General features: G+C 51.3%; 20 protein-coding genes. All 20 read left to right on the forward strand.

Annotated features, from left to right (window positions below; genetic code table 11):
* Positions 1-7: 7 nt before the first annotated feature.
* Entirely contained in the window at positions 8-2,035 is a 2,028-nt protein-coding gene (gene cheA / locus ACT3RR_RS04235) for a chemotaxis protein CheA (RefSeq protein ID WP_496199829.1), read from the forward strand.
* Between the two features lie 76 nt (positions 2,036-2,111).
* Positions 2,112-2,609: a chemotaxis protein CheW gene (gene cheW / locus ACT3RR_RS04240; RefSeq protein ID WP_034789926.1), complete on the forward strand. Its 498-nt coding sequence runs from the start codon at positions 2,112-2,114 to the stop codon at positions 2,607-2,609.
* A 347-nt stretch (positions 2,610-2,956) separates the two neighbouring features.
* Positions 2,957-4,645: a methyl-accepting chemotaxis protein gene (locus tag ACT3RR_RS04245; protein WP_496199830.1), complete on the forward strand. Its 1,689-nt coding sequence runs from the start codon at positions 2,957-2,959 to the stop codon at positions 4,643-4,645.
* Between the two features lie 135 nt (positions 4,646-4,780).
* Positions 4,781-5,653: a protein-glutamate O-methyltransferase CheR gene (gene cheR / locus ACT3RR_RS04250; RefSeq protein WP_437341997.1), complete on the forward strand. Its 873-nt coding sequence runs from the start codon at positions 4,781-4,783 to the stop codon at positions 5,651-5,653.
* Positions 5,653-6,702 (forward strand): protein-glutamate methylesterase/protein-glutamine glutaminase, encoded by a 1,050-nt coding sequence (locus tag ACT3RR_RS04255; RefSeq protein WP_034789950.1) that lies wholly within the window; start codon positions 5,653-5,655, stop codon positions 6,700-6,702. The genes cheR and ACT3RR_RS04255 overlap by 1 nt, the downstream gene beginning before the upstream one ends.
* 51 nt (positions 6,703-6,753) lie before the next feature.
* On the forward strand, positions 6,754-7,143 hold the full coding sequence (gene cheY, locus ACT3RR_RS04260; protein ID WP_100938303.1) for a chemotaxis response regulator CheY: 390 nt from the start codon (positions 6,754-6,756) through the stop codon (positions 7,141-7,143).
* Positions 7,144-7,181: 38 nt separating this feature from the next.
* A complete protein-coding gene (gene cheZ / locus ACT3RR_RS04265; protein ID WP_496199807.1) occupies positions 7,182-7,811 on the forward strand; it encodes a protein phosphatase CheZ in 630 nt (209 codons plus the stop codon).
* Positions 7,812-8,327: 516 nt separating this feature from the next.
* The gene (locus ACT3RR_RS04270) at positions 8,328-8,525 is read left to right on the forward strand and encodes a DUF4762 family protein (protein ID WP_353501844.1); all 198 of its coding nucleotides are present in this window, start codon (positions 8,328-8,330) and stop codon (positions 8,523-8,525) included.
* Between the two features lie 99 nt (positions 8,526-8,624).
* The gene (locus ACT3RR_RS04275) at positions 8,625-9,299 is read left to right on the forward strand and encodes a DsbA family protein (protein ID WP_496199808.1); all 675 of its coding nucleotides are present in this window, start codon (positions 8,625-8,627) and stop codon (positions 9,297-9,299) included.
* Positions 9,299-10,246: an ABC transporter gene (locus tag ACT3RR_RS04280; protein ID WP_496199809.1), complete on the forward strand. Its 948-nt coding sequence runs from the start codon at positions 9,299-9,301 to the stop codon at positions 10,244-10,246. Before ACT3RR_RS04275 ends, ACT3RR_RS04280 begins: the two co-directional genes overlap by 1 nt.
* Before the next feature lie 55 nt (positions 10,247-10,301).
* Positions 10,302-12,425: a peptidase domain-containing ABC transporter gene (locus tag ACT3RR_RS04285; RefSeq protein ID WP_496199810.1), complete on the forward strand. Its 2,124-nt coding sequence runs from the start codon at positions 10,302-10,304 to the stop codon at positions 12,423-12,425.
* Positions 12,422-13,603 carry an efflux RND transporter periplasmic adaptor subunit gene (locus ACT3RR_RS04290; RefSeq protein WP_496199811.1) on the forward strand — a complete coding sequence of 394 codons (1,182 nt, stop codon included), beginning with the start codon at positions 12,422-12,424 and terminating at the stop codon, positions 13,601-13,603. Before ACT3RR_RS04285 ends, ACT3RR_RS04290 begins: the two co-directional genes overlap by 4 nt.
* Complete coding sequence (locus ACT3RR_RS04295; protein WP_496199812.1) at positions 13,596-15,548, forward strand: MacB family efflux pump subunit; 1,953 nt, start codon at positions 13,596-13,598, stop codon at positions 15,546-15,548. Before ACT3RR_RS04290 ends, ACT3RR_RS04295 begins: the two co-directional genes overlap by 8 nt.
* Positions 15,545-16,915, forward strand: coding sequence for an efflux transporter outer membrane subunit (locus ACT3RR_RS04300; RefSeq protein WP_496199813.1), 1,371 nt, complete (start codon positions 15,545-15,547; stop codon positions 16,913-16,915). The genes ACT3RR_RS04295 and ACT3RR_RS04300 overlap by 4 nt, the downstream gene beginning before the upstream one ends.
* Positions 16,916-16,946: 31 nt before the next feature.
* Positions 16,947-18,218, forward strand: coding sequence for a beta-ketoacyl-[acyl-carrier-protein] synthase family protein (locus ACT3RR_RS04305; protein WP_353501850.1), 1,272 nt, complete (start codon positions 16,947-16,949; stop codon positions 18,216-18,218).
* Between the two features lie 5 nt (positions 18,219-18,223).
* The gene (locus tag ACT3RR_RS04310; RefSeq protein ID WP_485900311.1) at positions 18,224-19,033 is read left to right on the forward strand and encodes a MaoC/PaaZ C-terminal domain-containing protein; all 810 of its coding nucleotides are present in this window, start codon (positions 18,224-18,226) and stop codon (positions 19,031-19,033) included.
* A gap of 33 nt (positions 19,034-19,066) precedes the next feature.
* Positions 19,067-19,315 (forward strand): acyl carrier protein, encoded by a 249-nt coding sequence (locus ACT3RR_RS04315; protein WP_353501852.1) that lies wholly within the window; start codon positions 19,067-19,069, stop codon positions 19,313-19,315.
* Positions 19,316-19,318: 3 nt separating this feature from the next.
* Positions 19,319-20,053: an SDR family oxidoreductase gene (locus tag ACT3RR_RS04320; protein ID WP_353501853.1), complete on the forward strand. Its 735-nt coding sequence runs from the start codon at positions 19,319-19,321 to the stop codon at positions 20,051-20,053.
* Between the two features lie 694 nt (positions 20,054-20,747).
* Positions 20,748-21,416, forward strand: coding sequence for a fimbrial protein (locus ACT3RR_RS04325; protein WP_441656110.1), 669 nt, complete (start codon positions 20,748-20,750; stop codon positions 21,414-21,416).
* Positions 21,417-21,518: 102 nt separating this feature from the next.
* Positions 21,519-21,678, forward strand: a 160-nt coding sequence (locus ACT3RR_RS04330; protein WP_496199831.1) for a fimbria/pilus periplasmic chaperone, incomplete at its 3' end; no start/stop codon positions are given.

Consider the following 21,678-nt stretch of genomic DNA (forward strand, 5'->3'; position numbering starts at 1 on the left):
CGTGAGCATGGATATTAGTGATTTTTACCAAACGTTTTTCGATGAAGCAGACGAACTGCTGGCGGATATGGAGCAACACCTGTTGCTGCTTGACCCCCAGACGCCTGATATCGAGCAGCTCAACGCGATTTTCCGCGCGGCGCACTCGATTAAAGGCGGGGCCGCCACCTTTGGATTCTCAGTTCTGCAGGAAACCACCCATTTATTGGAAAACCTGCTCGACGGTGCACGACGCGCAGAAATGAGCCTGAGCACTGACATCATCAACCTGTTTTTGGAAACGAAAGACATTATGCAGGAGCAACTGGACGCCTATAAATCCTCTCAGGACCCTGATGCTGAAAGCTTCGAATACATCTGCGCCGCGCTGCGCCAACTGGCGCTTGAAGCTCAAGCACAGCTGCAGGGCGCACCGACGGTCGATCTTCACGTTGTGACGGAGTCAGCGGCGGTGAACTCTGCGCCGACGGCGGCCTCGAGCGGCGGTTTACGCATTCTGCTTTCTGGCTTGAAAGAGGCCGAAGTGCCGCTGATGCTGGAAGAGCTGGGCAATCTTGGCGAGGTGCAGGACGCCGTACAGACAGCGAATAGCGTCGAAGCGACCCTCAACACCACGCTGAGCGAAGACGACATCAGCGCCGTGCTTTGCTTTGTTATCGAACCTGAACAAATCAGCTTTAGCCAGCCCGCCGCCAATGACGTCGAGCCGGCCGTTGCTGAACCACAGGCCGTGGCCGCGCAACCTGTCGCGCCAATTGAGGAAGCCGCGCCGCGCGCTGCGCCCGCTCTGGCTGTCGTGCCTGACTCGGCGCCACCGGCGAAAGCGCGCGCGCCAAAAGCCGCTGAATCAACCAGCATCCGCGTGGCGGTTGAGAAGGTGGATCAGCTGATTAACTTAGTCGGCGAATTGGTCATAACACAGTCTATGCTGGCCCAGCGTTCTGACCTGCTGGACCCGGTGGCCCACAGCGATTTGCTCAACAGTATGGGGCAGTTGGAGCGCAACGCGCGTGACCTGCAAGAGTCGGTGATGTCCATTCGTATGATGCCGATGGAGTACGTTTTCAGTCGCTTCCCGCGTCTTGTCCGTGACCTTGCCAGCAAGCTGAACAAGCAGATTGAATTGACGCTGCTCGGCAGTTCGACCGAGCTGGACAAGAGCCTGATCGAAAGAATCATCGACCCATTAACCCACCTGGTGCGTAACAGTCTGGACCACGGCGTGGAGTCTCCCGACGTGCGTATCGCCAACGGCAAGCATCCGACGGGCAATCTGACCCTTTCCGCAGAACATCAGGGCGGGAATATCTGCATTGAAGTGGTAGATGACGGTGCGGGTCTGAACCGCGAGAAGATTTTGGCCAAAGCCGCGTCGCAGGGGATGAACGTCAACGACAATATGAGTGATGAAGAAGTCGGGATGCTTATCTTCGCGCCAGGTTTCTCGACTGCGGAAAAAGTGACTGACGTTTCAGGCCGTGGCGTGGGCATGGACGTGGTGAAACGAAATATCCAGGAGATGGGCGGTCACGTTGAAATCCATTCTCAACAGGGTAAAGGCACCACCATCCGCATTCTTCTGCCGCTGACGCTGGCGATTCTGGACGGTATGTCCGTCAAAGTCGGCGAAGAGGTGTTTATCCTGCCATTAAACGCGGTGATGGAATCTCTGCAACCTTTGGCTGAAGACTTACATCCGCTGGCCGGTGGCGAGCGCGTTCTGCAAGTGCGTGGCGAATATCTGCCGCTGGTCGAGTTGTACAACGTGTTTGACGTGACCGGGGCGAAAACCGAGGCGACGCAGGCCATCGTGGTGATCCTGCAAAGTGCCGGACGCCGCTACGCGCTGCTGGTGGATCAGTTGATCGGTCAGCATCAAGTGGTGGTGAAAAACCTCGAGAGTAACTATCGCAAAGTACCGGGGATTTCCGCCGCGACCATTTTGGGCGACGGCAGCGTGGCGCTGATTGTTGATGTATCAGCCCTGCAGGCGCTTAACCGTGACAAACGTGCCGTCGACTCGGCCGTTGCATAAAAATTTAAAACGAAAAAGCCCTCACTGGTGACGCCGGTGAGGCTCAATTTTAGCCGAACGATGAAGGGTGAATAACATGGCCGGACTTGCAACCGTGACAAAAATGGCAGGTGAAACGGTAGGACAGGAATTCCTGATTTTTACGCTGGGTGATGAAGAATACGGTATCGATATTCTCAAAGTGCAGGAGATCCGTGGTTACGATCAGGTAACCCGTATCGCCAACACGCCAGCATTCATCAAGGGCGTCACCAACCTGCGCGGCGTCATCGTTCCAATTATCGACCTGCGGGTTAAGTTCGCCCAGCAGAACGTTGAATATAATGAAAACACCGTGGTTATCGTGCTGAACTTCGAAAACCGGGTAGTGGGTATTGTGGTTGACGGCGTGTCTGACGTGCTGTCGCTGACTCAGGAGCAAATTCGCCCTGCGCCAGAGTTCGCGGTGACGCTTTCTACCGAATACTTAACGGGCCTTGGTTCACTGGGCGATCGGATGTTGATTTTGGTCGACATCGAGAAGTTGCTGAGCAGCGAAGAAATGGCACTGGTAGAAAGTGTGGCAAAAGCTTGATTTAGCTTGGTTTTATCTCTCCTCTTTCATGAGGGGAGGTCAGGTGGGGTGTGGGGTTTGCCGCATTGAGTGTTGAGTTAAACCACTCCTCATCCCAGCCTTCTCCTCTGAGAAGAGAAGGAGTAAACCTAACTCGAATTTACTTTAACCCGCTGACTTTTATGCAATACCCCCTCCCAGCCTCCCCCTTGCCAGGGGGAGGAGCACAATAGCACTCCACTGAAACAGCAAGGTTTTGACCTTGACCGTGAACTCGTTTTAAGCGGTTTTACAAAACCGCTCTCAAGTTATACATCGCCCTGCCGATAACCCTCTGTAGATGAATTAATGGAAAAAGGCACAACATGATGTTTAAGCGTATGAAAGTGGTCACGGCCATCGTTGTCTTACTGGTGGTCTTTGGGGCGTTACAGTTGGTTTCTGGTGGGCTGTTCTTCAAATCGCTTAAAACCGATAAAGATAACTTCGCCACTTCGCAGCAAATTCGTGTGCAACAGGCTGAGTTAAATGCCAGTTGGATTTATCTTCTGCAAACCCGTAACACACTCAACCGCGCGGGCATTCGCTTTATGCTCGATGCCAACCAAATGGGGAGTGGGGCGACAGTTAAAGAGCTTATCGACGTCGCGCAAAAGGATTTGAAAGTTGCCGGCGAGCACTACGCCAAATATCAAAAAATTCCTAGCGATGCGAGCCAAAATCCGGCATTAGCGGCTGATATTAAAAAGAATTATGACGTTCTTAACGGCGCGCTGAGCGAGCTGATTGACCTTATCGGCTTGGGACGCATCAATGACTTCTTCGAACAGCCGACCCAGCAATATCAGGACGGATTTGAGAAAGCATTCGTCAACTATATCGACCAAAACGACAAACTGTATAACCACGCGGTTAACGTCAGCGAAAACTCCTTTAGCAGCTCACTTTGGGTGCTGGGTGTGATCCTGACGGTGCTGGTGCTGTTTATCGGCCTGGCGTGGTTCGGCGTGCAGCGCGTGTTGGTTCACCCACTGCGTTCACTGGTGGAAAGCATTCAGCACATTGCTCGCGGCGACTTGACGCAGGAAGTGACGGTGGAAAGCCGTAACGAAATTGGTCTGCTGGCTGAAAGCATCAAAGACATGCAAAGCGAGTTGATCCGCACGGTGTCTGGCGTGCGTCAGGGCGCGGACGCTATCTATAGCGGCGCCAGTGAAATCTCTGCGGGTAACAACGATCTCTCTTCACGCACCGAACAGCAGGCGTCTTCTTTGGAAGAAACGGCCGCCAGCATGGAGCAACTGACCGCGACGGTGAAACAAAACGCCGAAAACGCGCGCCAGGCGAGCCAGCTTGCACTAAGTGCCTCCAAAACGGCGCAGAAGGGCGGCAAAGTGGTGTCTAACGTGGTGCAAACCATGAGCGATATCGCCGCTAGTTCGAAGAAAATTACCGACATTACCGGCGTTATCGACGGTATTGCTTTCCAGACAAACATTCTTGCACTGAACGCGGCGGTTGAAGCTGCCCGCGCCGGTGAGCAAGGCCGCGGATTTGCCGTGGTTGCTGGGGAAGTGCGCAGTCTGGCGCAGCGCAGCGCTCAGGCGGCGAAAGAGATTAAAGGCCTGATTGATGACTCGGTAAGCCGCATTAATACCGGTTCCGTTCTGGCCGAAAGCGCCGGTGAAACCATGAGTGATATGGTCAGCGCCGTCACCCGCGTGACCGACATTATGGGCGAAATCACCTCTGCTTCTGATGAACAGAGCCGTGGCATCGAGCAAGTGGCGCAGGCCATTACCGAAATGGACCGCGTAACCCAGCAGAACGCCGCGTTGGTTGAAGAATCAGCCTCGGCCTCCGCGGCGTTAGAAGAGCAGGCAAGCCTGTTGACGCAGTCCGTGGCGGTATTCAGCCTTGGCCAGCATCAGGTGAATGTCGTTCGCCCGACCACTACCTCGGCTCGTCAACCTTTGCTAACGCCAAATCTTTCTTCCTCGCCAGCTGGCAAAGGTGCCGCTAGCAACAACCTGACTGAAAACTGGGAAACCTTCTAAGCAGTAAGTCATTGAGCATTTAACAGTAGCAATAGCATGACAGGGGCGGTTTCCGCCTCTGATGCGTCGGTAATGAGAGTAGGGAAAGCCATTTGGGCAACAGCAACAGAATCTGTCGTTTAAGGAGTCCGCATTATGAGTGCTCCTAATTCAAACCATGTTCCGGATAACGCGTCAATTATGGCGCAAATGATCCAACGGCTACCGCTGTCGGACATCCATTTTCGCCGTATCAGTGAGCTTATCTATCAGCGCGCCGGTATCGTTCTGGCGGATCACAAAAGAGAGATGGTTTACAACCGACTGGTTCGTCGATTGCGAATTCTAGGAATTAATGATTTTGGCCAGTATCTGGCGATGCTGGAAAGTGATGCGAATAGCGCCGAATGGCAGGCATTTATTAATGCTTTAACCACCAACCTGACGGCTTTTTTTCGCGAAGCTCATCATTTTCCTATTCTCGCTGAACATGCTCGCTCTCGGCCGAACAATTACAGCGTCTGGAGTACCGCCGCCTCAACCGGGGAAGAGCCTTACTCCATCGCCATGACCCTGAGTGAAGCACTGGGGCCAAGAATGGCCAGTTGCAGCATTCATGCCAGCGACATTGATACGCAGGTATTAGAGAAGGCCGTTGCTGGCGTCTACCGTCAGGAAGAGTTGCGCACGCTCAGTGCCCAGCAGATGCAAAAGTTCTTCCTGAAAGGCACAGGCCCGCACAGTGGGTTGGTGCGCGTTCGCCCGGAGCTGGCGCAAATGGTGGCTTTTCAGCAGATCAACTTGCTGGCTGGCCATTGGCAGCTTAATGGGCCATTTGATGCGATTTTTTGTCGGAACGTGATGATCTACTTCGACAAACAGACGCAGGAAAAAATCTTACGCCGATTTGTTCCGTTACTAAAACCGGGCGGCCTGATGTTTGCCGGACATTCCGAAAACTTCAGCCAGATTAGCCGGGAATTTTATTTGCGTGGCCAAACTGTTTACGGTCTCGCCAAGGAGAGGTAATGAATAAAATCAGAGTGTTGAGTGTCGATGACTCGGCGTTGATGCGGCAGTTGATGACCGAAATTATCAACAGTCATCCGGATATGGAAATGGTGGCAACCGCGCCTGATCCGCTGGTTGCGCGCGACCTGATAAAAAAATTCAATCCGCAGGTTTTGACGCTTGACGTCGAAATGCCGCGCATGGACGGACTGGATTTTCTCGAAAAATTGATGCGCCTGCGCCCGATGCCGGTGGTGATGGTTTCTTCTTTAACCGGGCAGGGGTCGGAAATTACCTTACGGGCGCTGGAGCTGGGGGCCATTGATTTTGTCACCAAGCCGCAGTTGGGGATCCGAGAAGGCATGCTGGCCTATAGCGAACTGATTGCCGACAAGATCCGCACGGCGTCAAAGGCGCGGCTGAATAAGAACGTCAATGCTGATATGCCGCGCATGCTGAGCCATACGCCGCTGCTCAGTAGTGAGAAGTTAATTGCCATTGGCTCATCTACCGGCGGGACCGAGGCGATTCGCCACGTGTTACAGCCGTTGCCGCCGACCTGCCCGGCACTGATGATCACTCAGCATATGCCGCCTGGGTTTACCCGCTCTTTTGCTGACCGGCTGAACAAGCTTTGCCAAATCACGGTGAAAGAGGCGGAAGACGGCGAGCGTGTGCTGCCGGGACATGCTTACATCGCGCCGGGGGACAGGCATATGGAGCTGACCCGCAGCGGGGCAAACTATCAGGTTAAGTTAAACGACGGCCCGGCGGTGAATCGCCATCGTCCGTCGGTTGACGTGTTATTCCGTTCGGTGGCGCAATTCGCCGGACGCAATGCTGTTGGGGTGATCCTGACAGGAATGGGCAATGACGGCGCTGCCGGCATGCTGGAGATGCACCGCGCCGGGGCCTATACCCTGGCACAAAACGAAGCCAGTTGTGTGGTGTTCGGGATGCCCCGCGAGGCGATCGCCTCCGGTGGGGTCAACGAGGTGGTGGATCTCAGCCAAATAAGCCAGCGCATGCTGGCACAAATATCAGCCGGACAGGCTTTACGTATTTAATTTTTCATCCCGCTAGGGTGATGAAGCAGCACAATTTAGGAGCACTAAAACATGGCCGATCCAAATCTGCGTTTTCTGGTGGTAGATGACTTTTCAACTATGCGCCGCATCGTACGCAACCTGCTGAAAGAACTTGGTTTCCAGAATGTGGAAGAAGCCGAGGATGGCGTTGATGCACTGAACAAATTGCGTGCCGGTGGTTTCGACTTCGTGGTGTCTGACTGGAACATGCCAAACATGGACGGTCTTGATCTGCTGAAAACTATCCGCGCCGACGCCGCATTGGCAAAAATGCCGGTGCTAATGGTCACCGCAGAAGCCAAGAAAGAGAACATTGTGGCAGCCGCTCAGGCTGGCGCCAGTGGCTATGTCGTTAAGCCATTTACTGCCGCGACTCTGGAAGAGAAGCTCGGCAAAATTTTTGAAAAACTAGGCATGTAGGAGCAGATATGGCTGACTTACTTCCTCCAGGAATGACAATGCCTGCAAACGATGCAGCAACCGCGGGCGATATTATCGCCCGGATTGGGCAACTGACACGCATGTTGCGCGACAGTATGCGCGAATTGGGGCTTGATCAAGCCATCGCCCAGGCAGCGGAAGCCATTCCTGATGCTCGCGATCGTCTGGATTACGTTGTCACCATGACCGCTCAGGCGGCAGAACGTGCTTTAAACTGTGTTGAAGCGGCGCAACCGCGCCAAAACAAACTTGAATCTGCGGCGAAGAAACTGGATGCGCGCTGGGACGAGTGGTTCGAAAACCCAATCGAGCTGTCCGATGCTCGTGAGCTGGTGACGGATACCCGCAGCTATCTGAAAGAAGTTCCTGAGCACACCAGTTTTACCAATGCGCAGTTGTTGGAAATCATGATGGCGCAGGACTTCCAGGACTTAACCGGGCAAGTTATCAAACGCATGATGACCGTGGTCCAAGAGATTGAGAATCAGCTGCTGTCCGTGCTGATGGATAACATTCCTGAGCAGAACATTAAAGCCAAGCGTGAAAACGACAGTCTGTTGAATGGCCCGCAACTCAATACAGAAGGCGTCGGCGTGGTGGCTTCCCAAGAACAAGTTGATGACTTGTTGGACAGTTTGGGCTTCTAAATCCACGCCTTCCTCTCTTATCTCTACCTCCCTTATTCCATCCGTTTGTATTCTGGGCAAACGGATGGAGTCAGTAATAGCGATCTTTAGCGCAGCTTAATCATTTTTTCTCAAAAAATAGTTACCCGGCTTATTAGAATAAATCTAAACCAATGATCCTTTTTTCTTAGTTAATTCTAAGCGAGAAATAATTGCCTCTACTGTTTAATTTCTAAGAATTTCATTCTCATGAGTTTCTTATGCACGATGCTTGGAATATATAACCGAGAAATATCCCAATTAAAGGCATTTAATGTATGTGGTTTTATTAGCAAATACGCTTTCCAAAGTATTGCTCCATTAAAATGCTGTCGTTATACTGCGCCGCATCAAGAGGTTATTAGCGTTATCAATAACTCTTCTTGTTATCTTTGAACATATTTCCTCATTTTAATTAACAGAGGAAAAAAAGGATATTGGTTATTGTTAACCAATAAATGTAGCAGTAACAATTGACTATATATAAGGAAATTACCCATGAAAAAGATGACTATGTCACAAGCAGCTACCATCGTTGGCGGTACTTTTAAAAGCTATTGCAACAACACCTATGAGCAGAGTATGGGCCCTAACGGTAAAGTCGCATGCTATTCTGTAAAAACCTGTACTGATAAGCACGGTGTTATCAACAAGAAAATGACCGTTAGCTCGGGTTCAAACTGTTTAGCAAACTGATGAGTCGATAAGTTGATTTAGTCAGTTGGGTACATTGTTAGTTATAACTTTGTACCCATTTTTTTAATTATCTCACTATACTCAAGGATTGAGTGGACCATGCGTAAAAAAATAATCTCCGTTACCTTATATACGATTTTCATTGCGGTCATTTCTGCCTTGATCACTACGGCCTATTTTCACCAGTTTGTTTTAAATAAAAACGAACAATCCTCTCAAGATTTATTAACATCGCTCAGTACAGATAACGTCACCAACAGCATCATTGAAGATGGGCAGGATATTATTGAAATCCTCTCTTATGGTTGCCATTACTGTGCATCGAATGAAGAAAATATCCAACAGCTTGAAAAACGACTGCCTGCGGGGAAAAAGCTGGTGCGTTTGCATGTAAGCTATGACGACCAGTCCGGATTGGGGCGCTATGCCGCAGTATTTGCCACCCTTGATGCCATGGGCGTAGAAGCCAAATATCGTGATAGCGCTTATCAGGCAGTCAATAAAGATAATATTGATTTAGGTGATGTCGCACAGCTAACAGCCTGGCTTAAAAGCAACAAAATCAGTCTGGCGGAATACAACAAAGCGCGCCAATCACCTGTCGTGAAAGAGAAGCTGGCGTATATGACCCAGTTGACCCGCGATTATAATATCACCGTCACACCGACTTTTATCGTTGCTAAGAAGTGGGTAGCGATTCAGGATCGTTCATTCCCTGAATTTGCTGACCAGTTATTATCCTTGCTGAATACAGACCGTCCGCTGGAGCAGTAATGAAACTCCTGCTGTTGCGATGCTTATTAGCCTGGATGAATCTTGCCACTTATTTTCGGCGAGTGGGTGATCTCTTTCCGCGTATTGGGACGCGAATTAGCTATTTTTTACTGCGGTATATTCGCTATCGCTGGCTTTTCATTTTACCGCACATGAGTCGAACGTTAGGCATGACCGGACGTGGGCTCAGGCTGCGGGCCGAGGTTGCGCGGGCGAATAAAGCGTCCTTGCTGCAAGACAGTAAACCCCTTGATTATATCTGGTTAACCCAGCGCCGCGAGTGGCTGGTGAAAGCCGCGACCTATGGGCGTAATGCTCAGGTTCTTCAAGAGATTGCTGCCTGCACCGTGCAACTTAATGCAGTGGTTGAACCCTTACATCGACAGGGACAGCCAGTGATGCTGGCTCCGCTCCATATGGTGTCGGACATTCTGGCGACCATGGTGGCAGCCGGGGTTTATCCTGGTAAAGCCACAGTGATTGCCTCCTTTGGCGAGCAGGTTCATTCACCTGAAGAGCTGACACTAGGCGGGTTGAACCTTGATTACTGTTCGATTCATGACCAGAGCAATGTTATCGCCGGAAACTTACTCTCTTCTGTGATGGGCGCGGCGCAGGGTGATCGTAATATTATATTGTTCCCCGATATTACCCCTGAATTCACTCTTGGCGCTTACCAAGGGCAAACCTCTAAATTGGCGTGCCAATTATTTCAACGCCCGGCCAAATTACATAATGGCATTGTGAGGTTGTCACGTGCGATATCCGCCCAGGTGGTGTTTTATCATCTCTATTATGAAGGGGGCGTGAAGATAAAGATTTATCCGCCGATGCAGGCCAGGCAATTAAAACAGCAGATGCCAGAAATTATTGAACAGTCGATTAGAGAGCATGCCGATGATTGGATGTTATGGCATGCACATTCACTCTACTTTATTAATGAGTAACATCCGAGATCCCATTACTGCGCATTAATTTAACAGGACGTTAAAACAGTCAATTATGGATAATATTATTCCGAAATTAATTTTTCAGGGCGAAACCAACGAGTGCGGCTTAGCCTGCATCAGTATGCTTGCTGAAACGCAGGGGAACAGCATCTCTCTGGAAGAGCTTCGCGAGCGTTTTCCCGCTTCGGCTCACGGCACTGCCTTGTCGACGCTATGTGAAATTTTATCCGAATTGGCTATTCCGGCCTATCCGGTGGTGTTCGAGCGGCAAGAGCTCGCTGAGATCCCACTCCCCGCCATTCTCCATTATGGGGCTAGCCACTATGTGCTGCTGGCCTATCGGCAGGGCAACTATGTTTGTGTGATGAATCCCGGCATAGGTGAACAGTTGCTGCCTGTGGAGGCCCTTAAGGCAGAAATCAGTGGCTACGCGTTGGTGATTGACTCAGAGACGCCGCCTGACCCACAGGCCGTTGCCGCCGTGCAGCGCAATCGCCGTTTTCGCCTGCTGGAGTGCATGAGCCTCAAACAAACGGCGGCCATTCGCGGTATCTACGGCCTGATGGTGCTGGCATTTCTGGTGTCGCTAACGCTCTTCATCATGCCAATCATGGTGAGTAGCGCCATCAATACGGTGTTTTCATCAGCGGGTAACGCTGATTTTCCCTATTTCTATTTCCTGCTCGCCTTTATTGTCTCGACCCTGCTGGCCTATGTGGTTAGAAGTGTCACAGAGCGATTTATTAAGCGTTTTGTTGTCTTGCAAAGCGTGGCGGGCTTTTCACGGTTACTCAGCAACACTTTAAGCTTTTTTGATAAGCGCAGCCCAGGCGAAATCTACAGTCGCTTCTCCAGTTGGCAGTTGGCCGCGGCGCAGAAAATCGAGCTTGATAACGGCCTGCGAACTGACTGGATCGTGGGTGCCATTGCCTTCGGCGTGATGTGTTATATGAGTCCACTGCTGGCGATGGTGTCGGCGGTGGGGGTGACATTGATGGGGCTGGTGAGCGTCTGGGCGATTTATCGCGACCGGTTTTACACGCAGCAATTGCAGGTCAAAAGCGCCGAACAGAGTGATTTCTTACTGGAAACCATTCAGGGTTTTTCCACTATAAAGTCGGCGGGTATCAGTGCTCAGCGCCAGCAAGTTTTCGCCACCTACGCATCATCGCTATTCATCTGCCAGCAAAAACAAAAGATGTACGAGCAGGTGAAAAGCAGTCTGTATCAGTTTATCGGTAGTCTGGAAATGGTGCTGTTTATGCTGCTGGCGCTTCCTTTGCTGAAAAACAATGTTATCTCGCTGGGAGAGTTTTTTGCCTATAGCTTTGTGCGCCAAATTTTTACTAATTACATCACGCAAATCTTCTTTTCAGTGCTGCAAAAAAACCAGCTCCATGTCATCGATACCCGCGCGAATGATTTGTTCCCCCATGGCGCAAGCAAGGTGGAGCCTGAGAGCCAGCGTGCTGCCCCGGCGGTTCACTTTCACCAGTGCCTGAGCTATCGACAGATCAATTTTGCTTATGATGCCGCCAAGCCTCTCTTGCAGCAGCTGTCATTTAGCGTCCAGCGTGGTGAAAAAATTGCCATTGTCGGCGAGTCAGGGGCTGGTAAAAGCACCTTGCTGAAAATTATTACCGGGCTGGTTAGCCCTCAGTCGGGGGAAATATTGGCTGATGGTGATGCATTAGACAGTCAGCAATTGCAGAAACTGTTTTTCTTGCAGAGCCAGGAGGACATCTTGTTTAGCGCCTCGGTGCTGGAAAATATCACGCTGTTTGATAACCACGTTGATGGTGAAAAACAGAGCCGCATTGATAAATCGCTGATGGGATTGAAGTTGCACGAGGTAATTGAGCAGCTTCCGGGCAAACAGCACGCGCTGATCCGCGAAAGTCATGCCGCGCTCTCTTTGGGACAGCGCCAGCGCCTGTTGCTAGCCAGAGCCATGTACAGCAATTGCCCAGTCTTAGTGCTGGATGAGCCCACGGCCAATCTCGATGATGAGACGGCTTACCGGGTCATGGCCTATTTAATCGAGCACTGCCGCGAATTTAACAAATCGCTGATCACCGTCACCCACAGCGAATCGACCTTAGCGCTGTTTGACAAGGTCTACCGCATGTCTTCCGGCCATATTGCTCAACTGAGTCAAGAGGCCACGCCAGCATGAAAAGAGCTATCGCTTTAATGAAAAACAAGCCCGGCAAAGCGGCGGCGGTAGTGACTGTCGTCATTGTCATGCTGATTGTTGGCGCGTGGCTGCGTCAGGCAAGCGCCATCGGCGACACCTCGATTGCCACGGTCGCGGTGAGCCGCGGTGATATTGAGAAAACGGTGCTGGCGACCGGTACCCTCAAACCCTCTCTGCAAGTCAACGTGGGGGCGCAGGTCAATGGGCAATTGACCAAGGTTCATGTCCGCCAAGGGGAGAGAGTACAGAAAGGCCAACTGCTGGCTGAAATCGACCCGACGTTGCAGCTTAGCGAATTGCGCAAGTCTCAGGCAGAGCTGGCAAGCGCCGAGGCGCAAAAAAGGGCGGCGGTGGTCACCCTTGAGCAATATCAGTTGGAACTCAATCGCCAGTTGCGCCTCGACAGAGAAGGGGCGGGGACGCGCAGCACCCTCGAACAAGCACAGGCCAAGGTGGCCACTCAAAAGGCGCAAATTGATGTCAATCAGGCTGGGATAGTGCAAGCGCAGATGTCACTAGAAACGGCACAAGCCAATCTGGGCTTTACCCGTATTGGCGCGCCCATCGATGGTGTCGTCTTGGGGATTGTTACCCAAGAGGGGCAGACCATCGTTTCTTCGCAAAGTGCACCAACCATTTTGGTTCTCGCTGACGTCAGCACTATGTCGGTCCACACCCGCATTTCCGAGACGGACATTCTAAAAGTAAAAGTCGGCCAGCCGCTGTGGTTTTACGTGCTCGCCGAACCGCAACGGCGCTATGACAGCCAGATGCAGGCGATTCAAGACGCGCCGACTCAGGCATTGCAAGACAGCAATGGCGAAAGCTCATTCGATGATCAACCCTCCGCAGTCTATTACAACGGAATGTTCAACGTCGCCAACCCACAGGGCGTGCTGCGCACCTCGATGACTGCGCAGGTGTTTATCGTTGTGGAGCAGGCGAAGAACGCACTGCGCCTGCCGGTGACCGCCCTCGGGCCGCAACAGGGTAAAAATCGCTATCAAGTGCAAGTGCTTAAAGATGGCCGCGCTGAGTCAAGATTGATTAACGTTGGCATCAACGATCGCCAGTTCGTGGAAGTGCTTGAAGGGCTGCAAGAAGGTGAGTCGGTGGTGACGGCGGCTGAAGCTATGACGGAGAGTGAAAATGGCTGATTCGACAGCGCTGATCGAACTCAAGCATATCTCCCGCAGCTTTGTCTCTGGCAGTGAGCAGGTGGAGGTATTGAAGAATATCTCCTTGAATATTCATCGTGGCGAGATGGTCGCCATCATTGGCGCATCCGGTTCGGGAAAGTCGACGCTAATGAACATTATTGGTTGTCTCGACAAGCCGACTCAGGGCGAAATGCACATCATGAGCGTCCCCACCGGCTCCGCCAGCAGCGCCGAGTTGGCGCAGCTGCGCAGCCAGTTTATCGGTTTTATTTTCCAGCGTTATCACCTGATACCTTACTTAACCGCGCAGGAAAATGTTTCTATTCCGGCGTTATACACCGCCATGCCCGCCGCAGAGCGCGAACTCAGATCACAGCATTTATTAACCCGTCTGGGCCTTGCCGGGCGCATGTTGCATTGCCCGTCACAGCTTTCTGGTGGCCAACAGCAGCGCGTGAGTATTGCCCGCGCATTGATGAATGGCGCGAATATTATTCTGGCCGATGAGCCGACCGGGGCGCTCGATAGCACCAGCGGGCAGGAGCTTATGGCCATTTTACACGGCCTGCACCATGCAGGGCACACGCTGATTATCGTTACCCATGACCGTAGCATTGCCCGCCAGTGCCAACGGATTATTGAAATTAGCGATGGCGAAATTGTGGCGGACGGCGCGAACCCAGAGTGGCAAAAGGCTCCGATCAACACCGCCTTGCCCGTGGCCGTCGACACCGGCCGATCTCCCGCGTGGCGAGATGTAAAAGAGTCTATCCGCATGGCGTGGCGTTCGCTGCTTGGCCATCGCGGCAGAGCGTTTTTATCAATGCTCGGGATCATCATTGGTATCTCCTCCGTAGTCTCTTCAGTGGCGGTAGGAGAAGGGGCGAGACAGAGCATCCTTAGCGAAATCAGCCAGTTGGGCAGCAGCACTCTGGAAATACTTCCCGGATTGAGCTGGGAACAAATGCGTCCGGAGTTTCAATGGGCGCTGAAAATCAGTGATGTAGAACTGTTGCAGCGCCAGCCCTATGTCGACAGCCTTTCACCCGTGGTCAGCAAGTCAGTAATGGCGGTGCGCGGTGGCAGGCAGGTTTCAACTTCCCTGTCTGGCGTTAGTGAGGGGTATTTTGACGTGCTGGGGGCCGTTTTCAGCGCGGGCAGTCGCTTTACTCGGCAAGACGTGGACGAGCGCGAGCCGGTGATCGTCATCGATACCAATATCAAAAACACCCTTTTTCCTCACTCCGAAGAGCCTATTGGGCAAATTATCCAACTGGCCGGTGTGCCTTTTCGAGTGATTGGCGTTGCCAATAAGCCCGGCCCGAAATATGCCGGGGACCTATTGCAAGCCTGGATGCCCTATACCTCGCTGCTACAGCGAATGTCGGGAGATAAGCCGCTGGCGTCAATCACCCTGCGGGTTGCCGAGGGCTATGCCATTGCTAACGTGCAGGAGAAAGTTGAGAAACTGCTGGAGCGTGAACACGGTCAACGCGACTTTTTCACCATGACCAATGACCAAATGACCAAAGCGATACAAAGCGCCTCCGACTCGATGACGCTGCTGATCACCGCCATTGCCGGTATTTCGCTGCTGGTGGGCGGAGTGGGGGTCATGAATATCATGCTGGTGTCGGTGACTGAGCGGACGCATGAAATCGGCATTCGTTTGTCCGTCGGCGCGCGCCCGGGCGACATCATGCGGCAATTTATAATCGAAGCCATGGTCATTTGCTCGCTAGGCGGCGCTATCGGCATTGTCGGGTCTGGCATTGCCGGTCTGATTTTCGCCCAGATCACGGATGCCTTCACCCTGGTCTTTACCTGGCCACCGATTGTCATGGCCTGCGCCTTTTCCGCTTTGATTGGCTTGGGATTTGGTTTTGTCCCGGCTCGCAACGCGGCCCGTCTACACCCAACGGAGGCACTGGCTCGCGAATGAGAAAAATACTTGGTTTGCTCATGCTGCTCTGCCTGTCGGGATGTGGACCCGCGCTCAAAAGTGACTATCAACGCCCGACGTTATCCGTCCCCGAACAGTGGCGCGCAAGCGAGAATACCGGCTCAACCGGCGCATCCTTCCTTAGCCACAGCGCCCATTGGTGGGACAATTTTCAGGACCCGCAGCTCTCCCGGGCCATTAACGCCATGTTGGAGAGCAATAACGATTTGGCTCTGGCAACTTTGGCGCTTCAGCAAGCCCAACTGACCGCAGGCCTGCGAAAGACCAATATGACGCCAGATTTCACCGCGTCGCTGGGGGCCAGCAATAGCAAAAATATCAGCACCTCGGCCCACGCTGATGAGAATTACAACGGCGCATTAAACGCTTCCTATGAGTTAGATTTGTGGGGGAGGCTGGCACGCAGCCGGGATCAGGCCGAATGGTTGGCTAAGGCATCAGAGCAAGACCGGCAGGCCACGGCGCTGACGCTGATTGGCACGCTGTCGCAGCTGTATTGGCAGTTGGGTAGTCTCAACCAGCAAATTATTAACGGCCAGCAAGGCCTTAATATCGCCGAAAGCTCTCAGCGTTTGGCCATGTCACGCTTTAACGCCGGGGAGGTCAGCCGTTTAGACGTGGTGCAGGCGGAACAGGCAGTGCTCAACCGCCGCTTGAACCAGCGTGACCTCGAGCGGCAGCGCGAAGAAGCGCGCAACGCGATGGCGATCCTGTTTAACCGTGGTCCTCATCAGAGACAGGCGGAGCCAGCAACGTTAAATATTCATCAGTCGGTCGCGGTCGTAGAGCATTTGCCGTTGGAGGTCATCGCCAAGCGCCCGGACGTGCAGGTCGCGGAGTGGAACCTTCGGGCAGCCCTCGCGGGGTCAGACGTGGCACGCCTCGATTTTTATCCCAAACTGACCTTAAGTGCTGGACTCGGGGCCGGAGCCACGGCCTTTCAGCAGTGGTTCAGTAATCCGGTGCGCACGCTGGGAAGCACGCTTTCCCTGCCGTTCATTGAATGGAATAGGGTGCAGCTGACCATTGAGCAGTCAAAGCTTGAGGTACAACGGGCAGCTATTCAATTTCGCAGCAAGGTGTATAGCGCTCTGAGTGACGTGGATAACGCCATGTCGCAGCGCGTGACCTATCAACAGCAGAAACAGAGCCAATTGATTGATTTGCAACTTAGCCAGCAGCGGCTGCAACTGGCAAACAGCCAGTATCGCGCGGGTGCGGTTTCCTATCAGACATTGCTTGATGCACAGGACAGTTTGCTAAACAGCGAAAATACGCTGATGCAAACGCAATACAACTATCTCTATGCCACGATGAAACTCTGGCTGGCGTTGGGCGGAGTTTGATTTAACCGCCAGAAATTTAAAGGAATGCAAGATGAATAAGGATATTGCTGGCGCGGGGAATTCTCCACGCCGTGTAGTGATCACAGGTTACGGCGCGGTGACGCCAATGGGAGCAAATGCCACTGAAAGCTGGGACGCTATCATGAATTACCGCCTCGGCTACCGTTACTACGACAGGTCGGCGGCGGGGATTAAATCACGCTTTTTCGGCCTGATTGATAATGAGCCGCCGCTTAAGTCGGTGCCCGCCGCGATCCGTCGCCGGCTGCCGCGCTTTGCACATCTGGCCTTACTCTCCGCGCAACAGGCCATGCAGATGGCCTTTGGTGAAAAGCGCCCTGAGCAGTTCTACGATTTGCTTGAGTGCGGCGCAATCATAGGCTCAGGCTGGGCTGGGCAGGATGAAACGCAGGTGCAGCATGAAGATTACCTGCGCAACAATATGGGTTCACCCTTTGGTTGCTTCTTTTCGATGCCCAGTTCAGCAACGGCGGCGGTCAGTTTGTTGTGGGGCTTGAGGGGATATCAAAACTCGCCGGTGGCGGCTTGTGCCACTGGCACCATCGCCATTGGTGATGCTTTCGAACTGATTCGAGCCGGGCGCGCCAAGATGATGCTGGCCGGGGCGGGTGAGTCGCTGCGTTCTGACTCGTCGACCTGGAATATCGATATTCTCGGGGCGCTATGCCGCGAGCCGCAGGACATCACTAAGGCCTGTTGCCCGTTTAGCTCCGAGCGGAACGGCTTCGTCTTGAGCGAGGGGGCAGCCGTGCTCTGTCTGGAAGATCGCCAAAGCGCCCTGGCGCGCGGAGCAAGGATCCTTGGCGAGATTAAAGGTTATGGCAATTACTCTGATGCCTTTGATTTCACAGCCCCTGCGGAAGACAAAATTGCTCGCGTAGAAACGATTCGCCGCGCATTGGCGCAGGCCGGGATAACTCCCGATGACATTGATTATATCAATGCGCACGGAACCTCAACCCCGCTGAATGACCTAAACGAAACACAGGCCATCAAACAGGCTCTCGGCGAACAGGCCGCCTATAGTACCCCCTGTTCCAGCACTAAATCCTATTCCGGACACCTTATTGCCGCGGCAGGCAGCTTTGAAAGTATCGTCTGTTTGCAGGTGCTTGAGCATCAAATCATGCCCGCGACTCATCATATGCAGACTGCCGATCCCCATTGTGACCTTGATTACATCGTCGAAGGGCACCGTCGCGGCGACGTGAAAAATACGCTGAATCTTAGTTTTGGATTTGGTGGAGCAAACGCCGCCCTGATCATAGGTAAGGGGGAGTAATGTCAATGCAGTACCAATTGCAAGATGCCGAGCAGTGGGCGGCATTTTCCGGCGATAACAATCCTATTCACTTTAATTTAGCTGCAGCCCGCCAATTGGGGCTGGATGTGTTATGCATCCATGGCATGCGCGCCATGCTGGATATCAAAGCGAGTCTGGGGATTCAGGCACCCGTTGTCATGCCACAGGATCAAAGCCTGCTGTTTAGCTGTCGTTTGGATAAGCCGGTTTTTTATCAGCAAGCCCACCTGCTGGAGACCGAGCAACTCTCACGCAACGGCCAGATCCAACTGCGTAGCACCCTGCGTAATGCGCTAAGCCAGGAGGGGTGTATCAATGCCAAACTGGTCGCAGCACCTGACCTGACTAAAGGCCCGGAGGCCGAGGATGGCCAGATCTCAACGCTGGAAATGCTCACATCGTCGCGGCAATTGTCTGCAATGACCGGGCAGAGTCTCAACTCATGGAATGTGCTAGACGCTCTGCTGTTTAAGCAGCTTATTCACTCGCCAGAGACCATGTGCCGCGTTCGTGATGTGTTGCCAGAGCTGGATTGTACAGATTTGATGGCAGTATTTAGTCAAATGCAGATGGTGCAAACTCATCACGAAACGCATTTCTCTCCCAGTCTGTTAGCGCATGATGACATAACCGTTTTCGCCGAACCCCTGAGCTTCTCTATTTTACCTGCGCTAATGGTTGGTAAAAGCCATAGCGGGTTTATTTTGCGAGTAGCTATCCAAGCTTTTGTGGATAGGAAAGCGTTGATAAGAAGCTCCATTACATTGAAAGCGACAACTTTTGGCGCTGAATAAAACACCTAAAACATAGCTTTTAAGGGAATTAAAATGATTGATTACAATGAAGTTTATAACAAAGTTTGCGCCATGCTGTGTGAAGCAAAAGACCTCGAAATGGAGTCCATTTCTCCAGACATGCCCCTTTCACAGCTCAAGTTAGACAGTTTGGATTATGTTGAACTGATGCTTCTGGCCAACAAAGAGTTCAGCGTTACGATAGAAACGGACGTTTTCGCTGACCAACCTGATCTCACTCTACGTGAGCTTTGCGAATTCATTAGTGAGAAGGGTGAATAGCCAATGCTGGACAAATGGATCTTGGTCACCGGCGGAAGCCGCGGTATTGGCCGGGCGACGGTTCTCGAGCTGGCGAAAGAGTGGAATGTTGTGTTCACCTGGCAGAGTGCTGAACAGCAAAGCCAATCACTTCTGGCATTGTGCGAGTCATTACCTGGGCAGGTTGAAGGGATTCGCTGTGACGGTCGGAATGAGGCGGCGGTAAATGACACGGCTTCTCAGCTTATTCAACGCCTTGGCGCTCCCTATGGCATCATTCACAACGCGGGCGTTACGCTTGATGCATTGCATATGTTTCAGACATCCGACAACTGGCGACAGGTGATGGATACCAATCTTAATGCCGTGTTCAATTGGAACAAGGCCTTGCTTCCCGCGATGATTGCGCAAAGGGAGGGGGCGATAGTCATGATGTCGTCAGTATCAGGCATTAAAGGCAATATTGGGCAGACGGCCTACAGTGCCAGCAAAGCGGCCATGATCGGCTTGAGCCGCTCTCTCGCAGTAGAGTTAGGCAGGTTTGGCATTCGGGTCAATAGCTTATTACCTGGCTTTATTGATAGTGAAATGCTGCACTCTCTACCCAAAGAGAAAATGACAGCCATTCGCAGCCTCATTCCGATGAGAAGATTGGGGCAACCTGAAGACATTGCCAATGCCGTATCATGGCTGGTCGGCGAGGGTGCCCGTTACATGACAGGCCAGACGTTAGTTATTGACGGCGGCCTTACCGCCTGACACCTCTCTCCAGTACTGACTTATCAACGTTAAATGAACATCAAGGGCACCTTTACTCTTGATGTTCAATTTGATGCATTTGTTTTCCCACTCCCTCTTCCTCTCTTTCACAACACTCTCATCCTGTTTTGTTAATTTTTCTCCAATCTCGGTCAGTAGTATAAACAGAAGCTAAACATTAGAAATATCTTACCCAGTTCCTTTTAAAGTAAAGGCTTCGCTTAGCCATACCTCTACGTGTTTAATTGTTAACTACAAGGCTGTTATCGTTGCCTTTTATTAGTGAGTTAGTTAACTCGTCTGGCTTAATGTGACAGTGGATTTGAGTGTTTACAGGTATCTTGACGTCAGGGGCTAATATAAATACTAGGCTTTAATTCAAATAATTCATTTTAAACTGAAATGACACATTTGGCTTTATATGCTAACCAAACATTGCTTATGGAGCATGCGTTCAAAATTTCTATATTTCTTGGAATAAAAAGTTAGTGCTTTCATATCAGGCGTTCATATAAAAGCAAAGACTAATTGTAGCGTAAGAAAATACTTAGATTTAAATGGAGGCAAAAGTTCGAATTTTTAAAGCAAGCTACTGATTTGTAATGGTTAATTTAAAGTTTTTTATTATAATGGACTGTCTATTGACAGTTTTTTTTAGCGGAACTAAAGTAGAGCCACTTTGCTTCGGAATGAATTGTTGAGCATTTACTGTAATGACTTAGCCGTTTATTTAAGAGGTGGAACCTCTAAAGAACAAAGTAATGGAATGGCAGATGGTTTTGTCAAAAACAATGCGAACGCCAATGACGGCGTCCTCTATGCATATGTTCAAAGGAAATTTGAAATGAAAAAAAATATTACTGGTCTTGCTTTGTTGGTTGCTTCTGTAATCTCTTCTTCAGCTTTCGCTATTGACGGTACTATAAATTTTAAGGGCGACGTTATTAGTAACCCATGTACTGTTAGTGCAGCATCCAAAAATCTGGATGTTCAACTGGGTAAAATTGGTACTACAGCGTTTCCAACATCTGGATCTTTATCTGCTGCTCAAAAATTCACCTTGGTATTAACAGGTTGCCCTTCAACAGTGACCAGTGCCAAAGTGCGTTTTGATGGTACGCAAGTGGCGGGTGATAATACCGTATTAGCCGTTGCTACTGGTACAGGTAAAGCGACTGGCGTCGGTATTAAAATTTATGACAAAGATGATAACCCGATTAGTTTGTATCAAGATTCAGCGGCCTATACTTTAAAGACTACTGCTAATAACCTTGATTTCAAGGCACGTTATGTCTCTCTCTCTAGTACCGTCACCGCTGGTGCAGCAGAAGGTGCAGCCCAATTTACAATTATATATCAATAAATCTCAGTCATTAAACACAATGGTTTAGAAGCGATTTGATATATCAGATCAGGGGTAGATATTGCCCTTGATCTATTTAAGATATTTTATTGGGTAAACATCATGGAAAGATGGCGAGTTACGGTTATCACAGCATTTTTGCTGCTCATAACCACATCGGTACAAGCAGGGATTGTCATTGGCGGCACACGTCTTATTTACGAAGGTAATAAGAAAGAAGCATCAATCACTGTAAATAATCCTGACAAGGTTCCTTTCCTTA

This window comes from Ewingella sp. AOP8-B2-18 (assembly GCF_052376015.1).
GTDB lineage: Bacteria > Pseudomonadota > Gammaproteobacteria > Enterobacterales > Enterobacteriaceae > Ewingella > Ewingella allii.

What these genes read in the sequence shown, in the direction of transcription:
- cheA (WP_496199829.1), top strand. Translation starts at nt 8, where the DNA reads ATGGATATTAGTGATTTTTACCAAACGTTTTTCGATGAAGCAGACGAA.
- cheW (WP_034789926.1), top strand. Translation starts at nt 2,112, where the DNA reads ATGGCCGGACTTGCAACCGTGACAAAAATGGCAGGTGAAACGGTAGGA.
- ACT3RR_RS04245 (WP_496199830.1), top strand. Translation starts at nt 2,957, where the DNA reads ATGTTTAAGCGTATGAAAGTGGTCACGGCCATCGTTGTCTTACTGGTG.
- cheR (WP_437341997.1), top strand. Translation starts at nt 4,781, where the DNA reads ATGAGTGCTCCTAATTCAAACCATGTTCCGGATAACGCGTCAATTATG.
- ACT3RR_RS04255 (WP_034789950.1), top strand. Translation starts at nt 5,653, where the DNA reads ATGAATAAAATCAGAGTGTTGAGTGTCGATGACTCGGCGTTGATGCGG.
- cheY (WP_100938303.1), top strand. Translation starts at nt 6,754, where the DNA reads ATGGCCGATCCAAATCTGCGTTTTCTGGTGGTAGATGACTTTTCAACT.
- cheZ (WP_496199807.1), top strand. Translation starts at nt 7,182, where the DNA reads ATGCCTGCAAACGATGCAGCAACCGCGGGCGATATTATCGCCCGGATT.
- ACT3RR_RS04270 (WP_353501844.1), top strand. Translation starts at nt 8,328, where the DNA reads ATGAAAAAGATGACTATGTCACAAGCAGCTACCATCGTTGGCGGTACT.
- ACT3RR_RS04275 (WP_496199808.1), top strand. Translation starts at nt 8,625, where the DNA reads ATGCGTAAAAAAATAATCTCCGTTACCTTATATACGATTTTCATTGCG.
- ACT3RR_RS04280 (WP_496199809.1), top strand. Translation starts at nt 9,299, where the DNA reads ATGAAACTCCTGCTGTTGCGATGCTTATTAGCCTGGATGAATCTTGCC.
- ACT3RR_RS04285 (WP_496199810.1), top strand. Translation starts at nt 10,302, where the DNA reads ATGGATAATATTATTCCGAAATTAATTTTTCAGGGCGAAACCAACGAG.
- ACT3RR_RS04290 (WP_496199811.1), top strand. Translation starts at nt 12,422, where the DNA reads ATGAAAAGAGCTATCGCTTTAATGAAAAACAAGCCCGGCAAAGCGGCG.
- ACT3RR_RS04295 (WP_496199812.1), top strand. Translation starts at nt 13,596, where the DNA reads ATGGCTGATTCGACAGCGCTGATCGAACTCAAGCATATCTCCCGCAGC.
- ACT3RR_RS04300 (WP_496199813.1), top strand. Translation starts at nt 15,545, where the DNA reads ATGAGAAAAATACTTGGTTTGCTCATGCTGCTCTGCCTGTCGGGATGT.
- ACT3RR_RS04305 (WP_353501850.1), top strand. Translation starts at nt 16,947, where the DNA reads ATGAATAAGGATATTGCTGGCGCGGGGAATTCTCCACGCCGTGTAGTG.
- ACT3RR_RS04310 (WP_485900311.1), top strand. Translation starts at nt 18,224, where the DNA reads ATGCAGTACCAATTGCAAGATGCCGAGCAGTGGGCGGCATTTTCCGGC.
- ACT3RR_RS04315 (WP_353501852.1), top strand. Translation starts at nt 19,067, where the DNA reads ATGATTGATTACAATGAAGTTTATAACAAAGTTTGCGCCATGCTGTGT.
- ACT3RR_RS04320 (WP_353501853.1), top strand. Translation starts at nt 19,319, where the DNA reads ATGCTGGACAAATGGATCTTGGTCACCGGCGGAAGCCGCGGTATTGGC.